Origin of the sequence: Ilumatobacter sp. (assembly GCF_965215205.1) — a bacterium.
Lineage (GTDB): Bacteria > Actinomycetota > Acidimicrobiia > Acidimicrobiales > Ilumatobacteraceae > Ilumatobacter_A.
Genome location: NZ_OZ244049.1, coordinates 3390700 through 3407205, shown reverse-complemented (window position 1 = coordinate 3407205; position 16506 = coordinate 3390700). Strand labels below are relative to the sequence as shown.

Below are 16506 nucleotides of genomic sequence, written 5' to 3'. Positions count from 1 at the left end.
CGCGGTCATCGCCCGTCCCGTTCTGGCCAGCACGTGCGCCGTTCGACGCCGGCGCGCTCCAGCAGCGACGCCTGGCGTGAGGTCGCCTCGGCCGCCAGCGCGTCGACGTCGATCGAGGTCACCCGTCCGTCGGCGACGACGCGGCGGCCGGCGACGAGCACGTCGCGCACGCTGCGACCGTCGGTCCCCCAGACGAGTTGGAGGCCGACGTCGCCACGCGGCGTCCAGCCGGGGGTGTCGGTGCGGTGGATCACGACATCGGCCTGCTTGCCGACCTCGAGCGAGCCGATCCGGTCGGCCAGGCCGATCGCACGGGCGCCGCCGATCGTCGCGAGCTCGAACGCGTCGTGCGCGCCGAAGCGGGTCGGGTCGATGCGGCTGTCGCGAGCGAGGCCCGCCGCGAGCGCGGCGGTGCGCAGGACGTCGACCACGTCGCCTGCGTTGGTCGCGTCGCACCCGAGCGCGACCCGACCCCCGCGCTCGACGATCTCCGCGTGGCGGCCGTGGGCGCACACCCCCTGGCCCAGTCGCAGGTACGCCCAGGGGCAGTACGCGAGGGCGGTGTCGGTCTCGAGGAGCAGGTCGACCTCGTCGTCGTCGAGCCAGACGCCGTGGGCGATGAGGAGGTGCTCGCCGAGCACCCCGAGGTCGGCGAGGTGGACCACCGGCCGGCGCCCGGTCCGCTCGAGGTACCGCTCGGGATCCGACGACGTGGGCGACAGGTGCATCGTCATCCCCGTCGAGAGCTCGCGGGCGAGCTCGGCGCCACCGACGAGGAGCTCGTCGGACGCCAGGTCGTGGCCGACCAGGGTCACCCACCCCTCGACGAGACCGCCGGTCGGGTAGGACTCCACGACCGATCGCTGGCGGTCGAGGACCTCGTCCGTGGGGGCCGTGAAGGGCCCCTCGTCGATGTCCCACCCCCACACCCCGATCGTGGCGCGCAAACCGATCTCGCCCAGCGCGCTCGCGACGGCGTCGGCGTGCGCGACCGTGCCGGCCTCGACGGTCGTCGTGACGCCGTTCGTGAGCGCCTCGACGGCGGACAGCGAGGCCGACACGTGGTCGTCGCGGTGGGTGTGGGCGCCGTGGACCGGGACCGACCACTCGAAGATCGAGGCCCCGGGGGCGAGGAGGTCCGGGATGCAGCTGCGGATCAACGGGTCGCCGGTGAGGTGCTGGTGGGCATCGACCATCCCCGGCGTCACCACGCAGCCGCCGGCGTCGATCACGTCCGCGCCGCGGTGCAGCTCCGTCAGCTCGGAGGTCGAACCGACCCCCACGATCACGTCGCCGTCGATCGCCACCGAGCCCCCGACCCAGACCTCGCGATCGGGGTTCATGGTGACGACGTCGCCGCCGCGGATGATCTGGACCACGACGACGATCAGCCGCGGCGCGGGCGGCGCGAGAACACCTCGCGGACGAGCGGCTCGAAGTGCTCGAGCGGCGAGGTGTCGTAGTCGGGGTCGAACGCCGTCTGATCCCACACGTCGGCGAAGCGCTCCGCCGTGTCGTAGTGCTCGTGCCCGAGGTGGGCGCGGCGCAGCTCGGGGTCCATCCCGATGCGCTCGTAGTAGTGGCGACCCTGGAAGTCCTGGTGGTACCGGACCACCCAGTAGGCCTCGTCGCTGACCCACGGCCGCAGCATCTCGGCCGCGATCGCCGGGTGGTTCATGTTCGAGAACGTCTTGCCGACGTCGTGGCACAGCGAGGCGATGATCATGTCGTCGTCGGCGCCGTCGCGCTCGGCGCGCGTCGCGGTCTGCAGCGCGTGCTGGAGCTGGCTGACCGCGAACCCCTGGTGCAGCTCGTCCATCGAGCGCAGCAGGCGCATCATCCGTTCGCCGACGCGCGCGAGATCGTCGTCGAGGTGACCCTCGACGTAGGTCATGTAGTCGGTCGAGAACTCGGCCATGCTCGAGCCGATCGGCCCGTCGAAGCCGGGGGCTCCGGCGCTTCGGTCGGTGATGTCGTGGGTGGTGCTCATGCGGTCGCCTCTCGTGCGGTCGGGGGTGCGGGTCGGGTGGTGGTCGGCGGTGGCGGTGGCGGTGGTGGCGGTGGCGGCGTCAGCGGTCGCCGACGAAGCGGTCGGGGAGCCCGCCGGTGGTGCCGGCGGCGCGCACCCCGGGCGGTTCGTAGGGGAAGTCGGCGGCGACGGCCTCGTCGAGCCCGACCCCCGACCCCGGCGAATCGGGGACGGGCAGCATCCCGTCGGTGATCGCGTCGAGGCCGAGCGGGGCGCCGGTCCCGAAGGTGTCCCACACCGGCACGAGCGTCGGCGGGTACTCCACCGTGCGGATGGCGGGGACCGTGGCGGCGAGGTGGAGGTTGGCGGCGAGCGAGACGGGCCCGGCGCACACGTGGGGGACCACGCGGACGCCGAAGGACGCCGCCGCCTCGGCCATCCGTCGTGCCTCGGAGATGCCTCCGGCGGTGGAGGCGTCGGGTTGGAGGACGTCGAGCTGTCGTCGACGCATCGCCTCGATCGCGTCCGAGAGGCCGAAGAGGTGCTCGCCGTACGCGACCGGCACGGGTGAGCGGGCGACGAGGGCCTCGATCGCGGCGCGCTCCCCCTGGGGGATCGGCTCCTCGAGCCAGCGGACGTCCAGGCGCGACAGCGCGTCGGCGAGCAGGCGCGCGGTCGGGAGGGTGTAGGTCTCGCTGGCGTCGACCATCAGCTCGATCTCGTCACCCAGCTCGCGCCGGAGGTCGGCGAGGGTGTCCAGGTCGTCACGCCACTCGGGACCGGTGCGAACCTTCACCTTGCGGATGCCGCGGTCGAGGAGCGGGCCCAGGATCCGGAGGTGGTGGGCGGCCGGGCCCTCCTCCAGGAACGCGGACGAGGCGTAGACCTCGATCTCGTCGCGGACTCGACCGATCGCCGCGCTGATCGAACGGCCGCCCCGACGGGCGACGAGGTCCCACAGCGCGATCTCGACGGCCGAGCGTGCCTGCGCCGCCACCCACCCGTCCCCGAGGCGCCGCCTCGTGAACAGGCGCATCCGGTCGGCGAGCGGGTCGACGGCGTCGAGGCGCTGCCCGATCACGAGCGGGGCGAACACGTCGTCGACGACGGTGGCGAGGACCGATGCGTACGAGCAGCCGTAGCTGTCGCACGCCTCCCCCCACCCGACCGCGCCGTCGTCGGCCGTGACCTTCACGAACAGGAACGACATCCGCTCCCGGTCGGTCCCGAAGCTGACGCCGATGGGCTCCACGGCCACGATCGCGGGAGCGGAGGTCACGTCACGACGCTCGGCCCGCGACGACCGCGGTGGTCTGATGGTCTGACCATCCAACTAGATTAGCGGCATGGCCCCCTCGACCCCGACCTCCCTGCTCACCCACATCGCTCTCCCCGTCCGCGACCTCGCCGCGACGCTCGCCTTCTACGCGCGGTACACGACGCTCGCGGTGATCCACGAGCGGCTCGACGACGAGACCGGGATGCGCACGGCGTGGCTCGCCAACGAGCGCGACCGGACGACGGACGAGGCCGCCCGCTTCGTGATCGTGCTGATCGAGGGCAAGCTCCCGACCGCCATCACGGGGGACATCGAGGAGTCCTACGGTTTCCTCACCTCGATCAGCCACCTCGGCCTGTCCGTCGAGTCGCGCGACGACGTGGACGCGATCGCCGAGATGGCGCGCGAGGAGGGGTGCCTGCTGCTCGGTCCGATGTACCGCAACGAGGTCGTGGGCTACATCTGCATCGTCACCGACCCCGACGGCAACAACCTCGAGTTCTCGGTCGACCAGGTGCTCGGCTGAGCCGCGGGGAGTCACTTCAGCCCACGGATGAACGGCTGGGCCAACCCGTCGGGCGGGCGCACCCGAGCGGCGAACACGGCCATCACCAGGATCGTGACGACGAAGGGCAGCGACGACAGCAGGTCGCCGTTCACCTGGTACCCGAGCCCCGGCAGCGACAGGCGGAACGAGAGCACGACTCCGAACAGCAGGCACCCGGCGATCGTGCCGCGCAGGGTCCAGCCCCCGAAGATCACGGCGGTGAGGGCGATGAACCCGCGCCCACCGACGATGGAGTCCTCGAACTGGCCGACCGCCGCGAGCGACAGGTAGGCCCCACCGATCCCGGCCGTCACCCCCAGCACGCAGATGCCCTGGCGACGCCGACGGTTGACGTCGATGCCCGACACGTCGGCCGACTGCGGGTTCTCCCCGGCGGCACGCAGCTCCAGCCCCCAGCGGGTGCGGTACACGAGGAACCAGCACGCCGGCACGACGAGGTAGATCAGGTAGAAGAGCCAGTCCCGGTCGAACAGCGCCGACCCGACGAGCGGGATGTCGGACAGGACCGGGATCGTGTTCGACGTGGACTGGCGCGTCGAGAAGTCGAGCTCGGAGGCGAGGAAGCTGGCCAGGCCGAGCACGAGGATGTTCAGGGTCAGCCCGACCACGAACTGGTTCGCGGCGAGGCGATGGCTCATCTGCGCCTGGACGACGGCCACGACGAGGCTCGCGGCGATCGCGATCAGCAGGGCGGTGAACTGGCTGCTCGTCCGGTCGAGCCCGACCGCGGCCGCGAACGCCCCGGCCAGGAACATCGCCTCCACGGAGATGTTCAACGTGCCCGACTTCTCCGCCACCCACTCCCCCGACGCGCCGAACGCCAGGAACACGGCGAAGGTGAAGGCGTTGATGTACGCGGCCTCCGACGTCGCGACGTCGGCGAGGGCGCCCAGCAGGTCGGCGATCACGCCCGGTCCCCCGCGGCGGCGATCTCGCGGCGGCGAGCTCGCAGGAACAGCAGCGCCGGGGGGATCAGCAGCGCGAGCACGAGCAGGCCCTGGACGACGTCGGTGATCCGTCGCTCCACCCCGGTGGCGGCGAGGAAGCCCGAACCGGTGCGCAGCGAGGCGAAGACGACCGCCGCCACCAGCGCCGCCGCGACGCGCTGGCGTGCGACGAGCGCGACGAGGAGGCCCGTCCAGCCGATGTTCGACGGGAACCCCGGCACGAGGGTGTAGTTGCCGAAGTCGCCGCCGGCGAGCATCGCGGCGCCGGCGAGGCCGGCGAAGCCGCCCGAGATGAGCATCGCGGCGCCGCCGTAGCGGGAGGCGGCGACCCCGGCGCGCTGCGCGGTCCGCGGGTTCTGGCCGAGCATCCGCACGCGGAAGCCCCAGACGGTCGCCGAGAGGACGACGCCCACGAGCACCATCATGGCGATCGCGAGCAGCGCGGAGGTGGGGAACACGTTCCCGAACAGGGTCATCCGCGGGATGCGGTCGTCGGGGGCGAGCTGCTCGCTGATCTGCTGTCGGTTCGCACGGCCCTCGGCGGGGCTGAGCAGGAGCCACTCGTTCTTCAGGCCGTACCCGACGAGCTGGGTCCCGACCGTGACGAGCAGCAGGGTCGTGAGGACCTCGGGCACGTTGCGGCGGTACTTGAGGACGCCGGCGATGCCGGCCCAGAGCGCCCCGCCGACCGCTCCGGCGACCATCAGGGCGCAGATCACGACGGGTCCGGGCGCCGCGAGCTCGGTGCCGACGTACGCGGCGAAGGCTGCGCCGAGGAACAGCTGGCCCTCCTGACCGATGTTGACCAGACCGGCGCGCGTCGCGACGATCGTCCCGAGCGCCACGAGCAGGAGGGGGATCGCGACCCCGATCGTCACCCCGATCCGGCCCGGCCCACGGACGCTGCCGTCGAGGAGGGCGGCGAAGACGGCGGCGGCGTCGCCGTCGGTCACCGTCACGAGCACGGCGGACAGGGCGAGCGCGGCGGCGATGCACGCGACGTACAGCACGACGGTCTCGATCATCGTCGCGAGGCGGCCGGAGCCGCCGCCGGCGCGGTCGGCGTCGGGTGCCGCGACGTCCGGTGGCGCGTGCTCGTGCTCGTGCTCGTGCGCGCCGGGCGTCAGCGACATCGCGTCGACGTCGGCCTTGTCGAATCCGGTGCTCACGCCGCCTGGCCCCCCATCAGCATGCCGATGCGATCGAGGTCGGCCTCGGAGCGGTCCATCTCGCCGATGATCCGTCCCCGGGAGATGACCACGATGCGGTGGGCGAGGTCGAGGATTTCCTGGAGCTCGCTCGAGATCAGCAGCACGCCGACCCCGGACTCCGCCGCCCGCCGCAGCCGATCCGTCATGTACTCGATCGCACCGACGTCGAGGCCGCGGGTGGGTTGGGCGGCGACGAGGACGGCCGGCGACGCCGACAGCTCGCGGGCGAGCACGACGCGCTGCTGGTTGCCGCCGGACAGCGACGACAGCGGAGCCTCGGGCCCGCTGCAGGAGATGTCGAAGTCCTCGATCAGCTCCTCGGCACGACGACGGATGGCCGACCGGTCCATCAGGCCCCGCCTGCGGAACGACGGGGCGTCGATCAGGGTGAGGTTCTCGGCGATCGACATGTCGAGCACGACGCCCGAGTCGTGCCGGTCCTCGGGGATCACCCCGACGCCGGCGGCGGCCATCGCGCCCGCCCGACCGGTCTGCACGACCTCGCCCGCGACCCGGACGACCCCGGAGTCGATCTCGACCAGGCTCGACAGCAGGTCGCCCAGCGGCCGCTGACCGTTGCCCTCCACCCCGGCGACGCCGACGATCTCGCCGGCGCGCACGACGACGTCGAGATCGTCGAGGAGGGCCCGCCCGTCCCGGGTGCGGACGGTGACGCCGTCGAGGGCCAGCACGGCCGGGGCGTCGTGGACGTCCGTGGAGGGGACGTCGGTCCCGTCGGTGGCCGCGTCGACGACGCCGAGGGCGACGCGCTCCGAGCGCAACGAGACGCTGCGCCCGACCATCGACGTGGCGAGCTGGGAGGCGGTCACCTCCGAGGTCAACGCGCGGTCGACGACCGCGCCGCGGCGCATGATCGTCACCTCGTCGGTCGCGCGCAGGATCTCGTCGAGCTTGTGGCTCACGAGCGCCACGGCGCGACCTTCGTCGTCGACCACCTGGCGCAGCGTCTCGAACAGGCGCTCGCTCTCCGCCGGGGTGAGCACCGACGTCGGTTCGTCGAAGATCAGGATCGACGGGTCCCGCCGGAGGCACTTGATGATCTCGACGCGCTGGCGAACGCCGACGGGGAGGTCGCCGACGACCGCGTCGGGGTCGACGTCGAGTCCGTAGCGCTCGGAGATCTCACCCACCCGCGAGCGCACGTCGGCGGGTCGAAGGGAGCCGGTCTCGCCGAGCGCGACGTTCTCCCAGACGCGGAGGGGCTCGACGAGGCTGAAGTGCTGGTGCACCATCCCGATCCCGTGGTCGGCCGCGTCCGTCGGGCTCCGCAACCGAACGCGGCTGCCGTCGATCGAGACGACGCCCTCGTCGGGCACCACGAGGCCGATCATGATCTTCATCAGCGTGGACTTGCCGGCCCCGTTCTCGCCGAGCACGCCGTGGATGCGTCCGGGGCGCAGCTCGAGATCGACGTGGTCGCACGCCGTCACGGCTCCGTACCGCTTGGTGACCCCGTCGAGCCGGATCGCGGCGCGCCGGGGGTTCAGGCGCAGCCCGGCAGCGTCCGGATCGAGCGATCCGGACGCTGCCGGGGACTTCGAGGACGTGGGGACGTCACTCGCCACCGAACGCCTCGCCGGCGATCTGGCCGAACTGCTCGTCGAGCTCCCCGCTCGCCACCGTCGCGTACGCCTCGTCCATCTCCGCCTGCTGCTCGGGCGTCGCGTCGCAGATCACGGCGCCGGCCACGTCGGGTTCCTCGCCCGGCGAGTAGGTGATGATCTCGCCTTCGGTCGCGCTGCCGTCGAGGATCTGCGGGAAGATCTCCCGCACGTAGTCGCCGCCGTCGAAGCGCACGGCGATGTCCCACGTGAGATCGCCCTCGCGCGTGCAGACGTCGGACGCACCGGCGCTCAGAACGATCTGGCCGCCCTGGTTCGCGAGCTGCACGACCGGCTCGTGGGAGCCGCCGAGGTAGGGGTAGATCGCCTCGGCGCCCTGGGCCGCGGCGTTCTCGTAGGCGGCGGTCGCGTTCTGGACGTTGTCGAAGTCGAACGGGAAGTCGCCGGCCGGCACGTAGTTGAACTCGAACGACTCGTCGACGGAACCCAGGCCGAGCTGGTAGGAGAGGTAGTGCTGGATCTCGAAGCCGAGGTCGCAGCACCCGATGAAGGTCACCGAGTCGCCGCCGCTGTCGCGCAGCAGGATCCCGGTGGCGACACCCGCGGTGTACGCGATGCCAGCGCCGTTGTCCTGGCTCTGCAGGTAGAACTCGCTCTCGGGGAAGCCGGCACCGCAGTTGCAGTACCAGAAGAGGTCGGAGTACTCCTCCGCGAGGTCGGGCATCGGCTCGGCGATCTCGCTGGCGCCGACGATGACGATGTCGACGGGCTGCTGGGCGAGGTTCGCCAACTCGGTGGCGGCGTCGGCGGCCTGGATGTTGTCGACGACGATGACGTCGCCGAACCCGTTCTCCTCCGAGAACGCCTCGGCGGCGTCGACGACGGCCTGGTAGTAGGCGCCGTCGTCACGCGGGCCGGCGGCGGCGATGCCGATGCGGATCTCCCCGTCACCGTTGGCGTCGAGGTCGGGGGCGTCACCGGAGCCGCTCTCGCCGTCGACGGGATCCTCCGCGGTCGTGCCGGCGGGCACCGTGTCGTCGGACGTCGTGCCGGCGGGCACCGTGTCCTCCGCCGTCGTGCCGTCGGACGCGGTGTCGTCGGACATCGTGTCGCCGGTGGCGGGAGCGGTGGTCTCGTCGGGTGACGCGTCGTCGTCGCTGCCGCAGGCAGCGGTGACCATCGTCAGGGCGGTGAGCGCTGCGACGGAACGTCGGGTGAACGATCGGCGTCGTCCTGGATCGGTGTGGTTCGTGGTGAGCATCGCTCGGTTCCTCCTCCTGATTCGGTCTGATGGTCAGACCATTTCGAGATGGTAACGCACCGACGTTTCCCGAGTGTTACGACTCCCGACCGTCTGCGATGGTGCCCGAGACGGCGCGGTGCGCTCTACCCGGCGTCGGCCGCGGCGCGGTAGCGCTGGACGAGCCAGCGGTTGAACCGGACGTGGCTCTCCTCCTGCCACGAGTACCGGCCGCGAGGTGCGAAGCGCGAGCGCAGGCCGCGCTGCACCTTGGTGGTGGCGTCGGAGTCCTGGTCGACGAACACCTGCACGCCCACGTCGGCGAGCTTCAGCTTGTGCTCGAACAACGGGTCGTCGAGCGCCGAGGGGTGGAAGATGTAGCCGATCTCCACGTCGATCGTGTTCGCGCTCTTGGGACGGACCAGGAAGAAGAACGCCTGGTCCGGCGCCGTGCCGAGGCACAGGGTCGGCGGGACGAGCGCGAACGTCGAGCGGGTCCGCTCCTGCTCGGTGAGCTTCGGGAACACCGGCATGATCGACTGGTGGGTGGCGTTGAAGCCGCCGTCCATCACCGTGTAGCCACCCGTGCGGAAGATGACGTTCGAGGCGTCGTCCCACCCGGTCGGGAAGTCGGTCATGTCGCTCGGGCAGAAGTCCTGCACGTACTGGTGCAGGCGGTTGGCGTGGTAGCCGTCGTTGAAGTTCTCGAACATCACCTTCCAGTTCCACGGCATGTCCTCGAGCGTGAAGGTGCCGGGGCAGACGGCGTCGGCGAGATCGTAGTTCTCGATGAACGGCTCGTAGTCCCCGAGCGTCGGTGCGAGGGGGGCGGCGTCGGGGTCCATGTTGAAGAACACGAAGCCCTGCCACTCCTCGACCCGGAACCGCGGCAGGCCGAAGTCGGCCTTGGCGAAGTCCTCGGTGCGCTCCATCGCCGGGGCACCGAGGAGGCGACCGTCGAGCGCGTAGGTCCAGTGGTGGTACGGGCACTTGAACGTGGTCGAGTTGCCGCTGCCGTCGCAGACCTGCATCGCCCGGTGCTGGCACACCGCCGACACGGCCCGGAGCTCGCCCTGCTTGTCGCGGCACACGATCACCGGCTCGTCGCAGATGTCGACGGTGAACCAGTCGCCGGGGTTCGGGATCCGCTCGACGCGCCCGGCGCAGATCCACTCGCGGGCGTAGATCGCGTCGCGCTCGACGGCGAGGACGTCGGCGGAGGTGTACAGCTCCGCGGGGAGCGTCGAGGCGCTCGCGACGTCGACGATCGAGTCGTCGAGCGCAGCGAGGAGGTCGGGTCGCAGACCCCGGGTCGAGGTGGACTCGTTCGGTTCGGTGATGGTCACGGTGTCGGCTCCTGGCGGGGGTGGGCGAAACGGTTCGCGGCGGTGCCGGTGCGACGCGGCTCAGTCGGTGGCGGTGCCGTAGCCGCCGCCGCCGGGCAGGTCGAGGCGGACGTGGTCACCGGGCTGCAGGGTGATGCGCTCCTGGGTGGTGATCTTGCCACCGTTGACGCTGAACGCACCCGCGGCGCCGGGCTCGCCGCCGAAGATCCCCTGCGGAGCTTCGGCGAGTCGGCTGGTCACGGCGTTGAGCTGCCACTCCCGGGTGGTGTCCACCTCGAACTCGATGGTCTGCCCGAGGCCGCCGGTCTGGGCGCCGCGCCCTCCCGACCCGGGTCGCAGGGCCTTGGTCGTGAAGCGGATCGGCGCGGACGCCTCGACCACCTCGATCGGGACCGCCGCGACCCCGGTGGGGTAGGAGCAGGCGTCGAGCCCGGCCTTCGTGGCCCGGCCACCGACCCCGCCGGCGTAGGTGAACATCGCGGTGATGAACGGGCTGCCGTCGTCGTGGTTGCCGCTCACCTGCATCGTCCAGACCGCACCGGAGCCCTCGGCCATCGCCGCGTCCGGCCGCACCTGGGCGAGGGCCTTGAGCAGCGCGTTGGGCAGGAACATGCCCACGACGTGTCGCGCGGTGCACGGCTGGGGCGACACCGCGTTGAGGATCGACCCCTCGGGAGCGATCATCTCGATCGGGGCGAGGCTGCCGTGGTTGTTCGGGATGTCGGGGCTCAGCACGGAGCGCACCACGAAGGTCGTGTAGGCGTGGCTGTAGTTCCGCACCACGTTGATGCCCCAGCGGCTGGCGTCGGAGGAACCGGTGTAGTCGACCGTGATCGAGCCCGCGTCGGCGTCGACGATCAGGGCGCAGGCGATGGTGATCTCGCTGCCGTCGGCCAGGTCGAGCAGCGCGCTCGACTCGTAACGGCCCGACTCCAGCTCGCGGATCCCGGCGCGGGTGGCCTCCTCGGAGCGCTCGATGATCTCGTCGGCGAGGGCCTCGATGTCGTCGACGCCGTGGTGGTCGCACAGCGCGAGCAGGCGCTGGGCGCCGATCTGCCCCGACGCCATCTGGGCGTGCAGGTCGCCGGCCATGTGGTCGGGCTGGCGGACGTTGGAGAGGATGAACCTCCACACGTCCTCGTTGCGCTCGCCCGCCACCATCAGCTTGACGATCGGGATCCACAGACCCTCCTCGAACACGTCCCGTCCTCCGGCGCCGATGCCGTAGCCGCCGACGTCGGTGTGGTGGATGGTGGAGCCGAACAGCGCGATCAGGCGACCACCGCGCCAGACCGGGACGAGGACGGTGACGTCGAGCAGCTGGCCCGCCGTCTTGTACGGGTCGTTGGTGATGAGGACGTCGCCCTCCTCGATCGAGTCGATCGGGTGCTCGTCGAGGATGTTGCGCACCGCGACGGCGAGGCTGTTGATGTGGCCGGGGGTCCCGGTGACGGCCTGGGCGACCATCCGGCCGCGTCGGTCGAACACGGCGTTGGCGAGGTCGCCGGCCTCGCGCACGATCGGGCTGAACGCGGAGCGCTGCAGGGCCTTGGCCTGCTCGTTGACGGTGGCGATCAGGCTCTGCCAGCAGATCTCGAGCTCGATCGGGTCGAACCCGTCGGTCGGCGACGGCGGCGCCTCGGTGCGATCGGTGACGGTCATGGTCGGCCTCCTCGGTGGCGCGTCGGGCGGGTGGTGGGATCAGGCACGGATCGACCCCCGGGTGGCGATCAGGCTGCCGTCGGCTCCGACCTCGACGTCCCAGCCCGGTCGGATGACGGCGGTCGTCTCGCGCTCCTCGACCACGCAGGGGCCGGAGAAGGTCGCGCCCGCGCCCAGCCGGTGCCGCTCGTACACCGGGGCGTCGACGGGCGTCATCGCACGCCCGAACACCATCGGGCGGTGCGCGACGGGCCGGGCGTCGCCGCCCGCCGCGACCCCTTCGGGCGTGAGGTGCTCGGCGTCGGCGGACACGGAGAGTCGCCAGGTGACGACCTCGACGCCGACGTCGGGGATGGCGAGGCCGAAGATCCGCTCGTACTCGGCCTCGAACGCTGCGAGGACCGCGTCGTCGTCGACCGGCCAGGCGGATTCGTCACCGGGCTCGGACTCCCCGACCCAGACGGTGACCTCGTTGCCCTGGCCGGCGTAGCGGCAGTCGACCCCGTAGCGGAACCGGACCGCGTCGTCGGAGGACCCGGCGGCCGCCAGCACGCGCCGGCCCTCGGCGCGCAGGTCGTCGAGCAGGTCGTCGCGCTCGGCGGGGTCGATCGCGTCGAGGCGCCGGGGCATCGAGCGCGCGAGGTCGATCCGCACCGGCGACACCAGCGTGCCGAACGCCGACAGGACGCTCGCGTTGACCGGGAACACCACGGTGTCGGACTCGAGCAGCTCCGCGACGCCGCAGGCGTGGACCGGGCCGGCTCCGCCGAACGCGATCATCGACACCCCACGCAGGTCGACCCCCTGCTCGACCGCGTGCATCCGCGCCGCGGCCGCCATGTTCTGGTTGACGATCTCGTGGATCCCGGCGGCGACGCCGACCGCGTCGAGCCCGAGCGCCGCGCCGATCTGCGCGGCCGCGGCGTGCGCGGCGTCCCCGTCGAGGGGCATGTCTCCGCCGAGGAAGGCACCGGGGTCGAGCAGGCCGAGCACGACGTCGGCGTCGGTGACCGCCGGGACGGTGCCGCCGCGGCCGTAGGAGACCGGCCCCGGCTCGGCTCCGGCGGACTCGGGGCCGACCTTGAGCAGGCCGAACTGATCGACCCACGCCAGCGAGCCGCCACCCGCGCCGATCTCGACGAGATCGATCGACGGGACCGACACCGGGAACCCGGACCCCTTCTTGAAGCGGTAGGCGCGCGCGACCTCGAAGACGTTGGTCAGCTCGGGTTCGCCGCCGTCGATCAGGCACGCCTTGGCCGTGGTGCCTCCCATGTCGAAGCACAGCAGGCGGTCGACGTCCAGGCGTTCGGCGAACCAGGTGCCGGCGAGCGCGCCGGCCGCTGGGCCGCTCTCGACGAGGCGGATCGGGACGCGCGCCGCGTCGTCGGCGGACACGACGCCGCCGTTCGACAGCATCATCAGCACCGACCCGCCGAAGCCCTCGCCCGCGAGCCACGTCTGCAGCTCGTCGAGGTACGGCCCGATGACCGGCATCGTGGCCGCGTTGCACGCCGTGGTCACCATCCGCGGGTACTCGCGGATCTGCGGGGAGACGTCGGCGGAGATGCACACCGGGACTCCGAGCTCGCGCTCGACGAACGCCGCGACGGCGCGCTCGTTGGTGGCGTCGACGTAGGAGTTGAGGAGGCAGACGCCGACCGACTCGACCTCCAGCGCGCGCAGCTCGTCGACGACGGCGCGCAGCGCCTCGTCGCCCGGGGCCAGCACGACGTCGCCCGTAGCGGCGGTCCGCTCGGCGATCTCGACGGTCCGGTCGCGCGGGATCGGCGGCGCGGGGAACTCGATCTGCAGGTCGTACATGTCGTAGCGGTGCTCGTCGCGGATCAGCAGCGTGTCGCCGAACCCGGCGGTGGTGACCAGCCCGGCGCGCCCCGTCTTGCCCTCGATCAGGGCGTTCGTGATCAGCGTCGTCGCGTGCACGATCGGGGCGGTCACGTCGCTCGGTCGCAGCTGCGCCCGCTCGAGCACCCGGCCGACCCCGGTCCGCACCCCCTCGAGCGGGTTGCGTGGCGTCGTGAGCGTCTTGTCGACGACGACGTCGCCCGAGTCGGCGTCGAGCAGGACGACGTCGGTGAAGGTTCCGCCGATGTCGACGGCGAGGCGCCAGTCGGGGGAGCTCACGACGCCGCTTCGCCCGCGCCCGGCACCCGGGTCACCTCCGGCTCGGCCGTGGCGCTGCGCAGATCGTCGCGCGGGGGGCTGAACACGTCGAGGATCCAGCACTCGTCGAGCTCGTCGTCACCGACGAAGACGGAGTCGCCGTGCCACACCCGCTGGGGCGCCAGGTAGATCTCGCCGGCGCGCAGGACGGTGCGCGCGTCGTCGTCGACGTCGCCGATCCGGAAGTCGAGCGCGCCGCGCACGACGATGCCGAGCTGCTCGTGCTCCTCGTGCTGGTGCATGTAGGAACCCGATGCGCCGCCGTCGATGCGCCAGAAGCACAGCTGCAGGGCGTCTCCGGTGATCACCCGGCGCCGGAACCCGGGGCGCGTCGTCTCCTCGAAGGCGTCGTCGTCGAAGAAGTGGCAGTACTGGTCGGAGAGCGAACCGGCGTCGACGGCGGTCACGACACCGCTCCGTCCGCCGTCGCGCCGGCACCGTTCGAGCTGCACGCCGGCTCGACGTGGGTGGTGGACGACGTGTCGGCTCCGAACCGCGCGATGTCGGCGTCGAGGTCGAGCGGGCGGACGATCGCCTCGCGCTCGTCGTCGCCCCACAGCTCGGGGGGCGTCAACCACATCACCTCGAACTCGATGCCGTCGGGGTCCGCGGCGTACAGGCTCTTGTTCACCCCGTGGTCCGACGACCCCTTGAGCGCCCCCGCGGCGGCGAGGCGGCGCTGGTGCTCGCGCAGGTCGCCGAGCGTCGGGACCTCCCACGCGAGGTGGTAGAGCCCGACCTGGTCGCGCCCGGCGGTGCTGTCGCCGGCCTGCCCGCCGATCGAGAAGCACGCGAGGTCGTGGTGGTTGGGCGAGCCCGGCGCACGCAGGAAGGCGAAGGCGCCATCGGGGTGGGCCACGATCGTCTCGAAGCCGAGCACCTCGGTGTAGAACGCCTGCTGACGGCGTGCGTCGCGGACGTACAGCACGGCGTGGTTCATTCCGGTGATCATCGATGGTCCCCTGGCGGTCGACGGGCGCCGTCGACGCCCCGGAGCGGGGCAGGATCGGTCGGCGCGCTCGTCATCGGTCTGATGGTCAGACCATAGCGGCGCCTCGAGGTCACCGCAAGGTCGATGGGGCGGTGACGGATGCTACGGTCTGACCATCAGACCGATGTCGACGCCGCCCGGACGTGCTCGACCGACACCCGCTCACCGACACCCGCTCACCGGAGGCCCCGTGACCTACCCCAACGCCCTCGTCTTCGTCGACTTCCCCGTGACCGACGTCGACGCCGCCAACACCTTCTACTCCGAGGTCTTCGGCTGGGAGGTCGAGGAGCGCATCCCCGGGGTGTTCCACCGCATCGTCCCCGGTCAGAACTTCCGTCTCGACGACGGGTCGCAGGGGCCGACCGGCAACCTGCACATGGGGATCTCGAACGCCGCGAACATGCGCCCCCACCCCGACAGCGCTCCGCCGCCGCCCCACGAGATCGGTCCGGGACGGGGAACCCGGGCGTGGATCCTGGTCAGCGACGACGACTCCTTCGAGGGGATCCTCGAGCGCGCCGCGGCGCACGGCGCGGAGGTGCTGTGGACGAACCACTTCTGGACCGAGTTCGGCGGAGCGAACGCGTCGTTCCTCGATCCGTGGGGGAACCAGCTGATGCTGTGGAGCCACCCGGAGGGCGCCGAGCAGGACCCGCAGACCCACGAGCTCGTGGGTGACTGGCAGCTGCCCGACGGGTGGACGATCGAGTGACGACCGGCTGATCGGCGTGGCGCAGGCGGGGGACCGACCCGCGGTGACGTCACACGAGGCGGTCGATCAGGCTCCGCTCGACCGCTCCCAGGTGGGCGATGCCCTCGGACATCGCGACCTCGGTGTCGCCGGCCGCGACGGCGGCGGCGAGCCGGTGGTGCTGGTCGGCTGCGTCGCTGACGATCCGGTCGACCTCGGTGCGGTTCGCCTCGTCGGCGAGCAGCGACTGCAACCCCTCCGAACGGAACAGGCGGGCCATGACCTTGCCGTGGACCTCGACGAGGAGCGGGTTGCCGCAGGCGCCCGCGAGCGCGGTGTGGAACTCGCGGTCCAGCTCGCGGAACGCCGGGAGGGCCATGTCGGCGGCGAAGCGGTCCGCGAGCGCGGAGATCTCCGCGCGCTGGGCGTCGGTCGCCCGCAGCGCGGCGAGCTCGATCATCGGGACCTCGAGCAGGCGGCGCGTCTCGAACAGCTGCTGGACGAACTGCTTGCGCTCGTCCACCTCGTCGAACGTGACGTCGGGGAGCTGCTCGGCCACGTACGAGCGGTTGCCGCGCCGCACGATCACCCCGAGCGACAGCAACCCCTGCATCGCCTCGCGCACCGAGGTCCGCGCCACCCCGAACTGCTCGGACAGGGAGCGCTCCGAGGGGACCTGGGCGCCGGGCTCGAGCGCCCCGGACGAGATGCGCTCGAGCAGCCGATCGCGGATCTGGGCGCTGAGGGTCTCACGGTTGACGGGAGCGAACGTCTCGCCGCCGTCGGAGCGTGGCGTGGTCGACGTGCGGCTCATCGGCGCGCGACGGAGATC

Annotated in this window: 15 protein-coding genes; 2 read left to right on the top strand and 13 right to left on the bottom strand. The window is 71.8% G+C overall.

Going from position 1 to position 16506, the window contains the following annotated elements; all coding sequences use genetic code 11:
• Positions 1-5: 5 nt before the first annotated feature.
• The 3 genes from ACOOHC_RS15920 to ACOOHC_RS15910 all read right to left on the bottom strand — a co-directional run bounded on the left by ACOOHC_RS15920 (position 6) and on the right by ACOOHC_RS15910 (position 3248).
• On the bottom strand, positions 6-1379 hold the full coding sequence (locus tag ACOOHC_RS15920) for an amidohydrolase family protein (protein WP_420451380.1): 1374 nt from the start codon (positions 1377-1379) through the stop codon (positions 6-8).
• Positions 1380-1387: 8 nt separating this feature from the next.
• The gene (locus ACOOHC_RS15915) at positions 1388-1990 is read right to left on the bottom strand and encodes an HD domain-containing protein (RefSeq protein WP_420451379.1); all 603 of its coding nucleotides are present in this window, start codon (positions 1988-1990) and stop codon (positions 1388-1390) included.
• Positions 1991-2069: 79 nt separating this feature from the next.
• A complete protein-coding gene (locus ACOOHC_RS15910; RefSeq protein WP_420451378.1) occupies positions 2070-3248 on the bottom strand; it encodes a mandelate racemase/muconate lactonizing enzyme family protein in 1179 nt (392 codons plus the stop codon).
• Positions 3249-3315: 67 nt separating this feature from the next.
• Between ACOOHC_RS15910 and ACOOHC_RS15905 the strand changes: the two genes are divergently transcribed.
• A complete protein-coding gene (locus ACOOHC_RS15905; RefSeq protein ID WP_420451377.1) occupies positions 3316-3774 on the top strand; it encodes a VOC family protein in 459 nt (152 codons plus the stop codon).
• A gap of 11 nt (positions 3775-3785) precedes the next feature.
• On the opposite strand, the gene ACOOHC_RS15900 is transcribed toward ACOOHC_RS15905, so the two are convergent.
• The 9 genes from ACOOHC_RS15900 to ACOOHC_RS15860 form a co-directional block, all read right to left on the bottom strand.
• Positions 3786-4724, bottom strand: coding sequence for an ABC transporter permease (locus ACOOHC_RS15900; protein ID WP_420451376.1), 939 nt, complete (start codon positions 4722-4724; stop codon positions 3786-3788).
• Positions 4721-5932, bottom strand: a complete 1212-nt coding sequence (locus ACOOHC_RS15895; RefSeq protein WP_420451375.1) for an ABC transporter permease — start codon at positions 5930-5932, stop codon at positions 4721-4723. The genes ACOOHC_RS15900 and ACOOHC_RS15895 overlap by 4 nt, the downstream gene beginning before the upstream one ends.
• Positions 5929-7560 carry an ABC transporter ATP-binding protein gene (locus tag ACOOHC_RS15890; RefSeq protein ID WP_420451374.1) on the bottom strand — a complete coding sequence of 544 codons (1632 nt, stop codon included), beginning with the start codon at positions 7558-7560 and terminating at the stop codon, positions 5929-5931. Before ACOOHC_RS15890 ends, ACOOHC_RS15895 begins: the two co-directional genes overlap by 4 nt.
• Positions 7550-8818: a BMP family lipoprotein gene (locus tag ACOOHC_RS15885; RefSeq protein WP_420451373.1), complete on the bottom strand. Its 1269-nt coding sequence runs from the start codon at positions 8816-8818 to the stop codon at positions 7550-7552. Before ACOOHC_RS15885 ends, ACOOHC_RS15890 begins: the two co-directional genes overlap by 11 nt.
• Before the next feature lie 125 nt (positions 8819-8943).
• Complete coding sequence (locus tag ACOOHC_RS15880; RefSeq protein WP_420451372.1) at positions 8944-10143, bottom strand: aromatic ring-hydroxylating oxygenase subunit alpha; 1200 nt, start codon at positions 10141-10143, stop codon at positions 8944-8946.
• A gap of 60 nt (positions 10144-10203) precedes the next feature.
• A complete protein-coding gene (locus ACOOHC_RS15875) occupies positions 10204-11805 on the bottom strand; it encodes a hydantoinase B/oxoprolinase family protein (protein ID WP_420451371.1) in 1602 nt (533 codons plus the stop codon).
• Between the two features lie 39 nt (positions 11806-11844).
• Positions 11845-13950 (bottom strand): hydantoinase/oxoprolinase family protein, encoded by a 2106-nt coding sequence (locus tag ACOOHC_RS15870; RefSeq protein WP_420451370.1) that lies wholly within the window; start codon positions 13948-13950, stop codon positions 11845-11847.
• The gene (locus tag ACOOHC_RS15865) at positions 13947-14396 is read right to left on the bottom strand and encodes a cupin domain-containing protein (RefSeq protein ID WP_420451369.1); all 450 of its coding nucleotides are present in this window, start codon (positions 14394-14396) and stop codon (positions 13947-13949) included. Before ACOOHC_RS15865 ends, ACOOHC_RS15870 begins: the two co-directional genes overlap by 4 nt.
• On the bottom strand, positions 14393-14941 hold the full coding sequence (locus ACOOHC_RS15860) for a VOC family protein (protein ID WP_420451368.1): 549 nt from the start codon (positions 14939-14941) through the stop codon (positions 14393-14395). The genes ACOOHC_RS15865 and ACOOHC_RS15860 overlap by 4 nt, the downstream gene beginning before the upstream one ends.
• Positions 14942-15170: 229 nt before the next feature.
• Here ACOOHC_RS15860 and ACOOHC_RS15855 point away from each other — a divergent pair, with 229 nt between their 5' ends.
• Entirely contained in the window at positions 15171-15695 is a 525-nt protein-coding gene (locus ACOOHC_RS15855) for a VOC family protein (RefSeq protein ID WP_420451367.1), read from the top strand.
• Positions 15696-15744: 49 nt separating this feature from the next.
• On the opposite strand, the gene ACOOHC_RS15850 is transcribed toward ACOOHC_RS15855, so the two are convergent.
• Entirely contained in the window at positions 15745-16488 is a 744-nt protein-coding gene (locus tag ACOOHC_RS15850; protein WP_420451366.1) for a FadR/GntR family transcriptional regulator, read from the bottom strand.
• Between the last annotated feature and the right edge of the window lie 18 nt (positions 16489-16506).

What these genes read in the sequence shown, in the direction of transcription:
- ACOOHC_RS15860 (WP_420451368.1), bottom strand. Translation starts at nt 14,941, where the DNA reads ATGATCACCGGAATGAACCACGCCGTGCTGTACGTCCGCGACGCACGC.
- ACOOHC_RS15905 (WP_420451377.1), top strand. Translation starts at nt 3,316, where the DNA reads ATGGCCCCCTCGACCCCGACCTCCCTGCTCACCCACATCGCTCTCCCC.
- ACOOHC_RS15875 (WP_420451371.1), bottom strand. Translation starts at nt 11,805, where the DNA reads ATGACCGTCACCGATCGCACCGAGGCGCCGCCGTCGCCGACCGACGGG.
- ACOOHC_RS15850 (WP_420451366.1), bottom strand. Translation starts at nt 16,488, where the DNA reads ATGAGCCGCACGTCGACCACGCCACGCTCCGACGGCGGCGAGACGTTC.
- ACOOHC_RS15885 (WP_420451373.1), bottom strand. Translation starts at nt 8,818, where the DNA reads ATGCTCACCACGAACCACACCGATCCAGGACGACGCCGATCGTTCACC.
- ACOOHC_RS15915 (WP_420451379.1), bottom strand. Translation starts at nt 1,990, where the DNA reads ATGAGCACCACCCACGACATCACCGACCGAAGCGCCGGAGCCCCCGGC.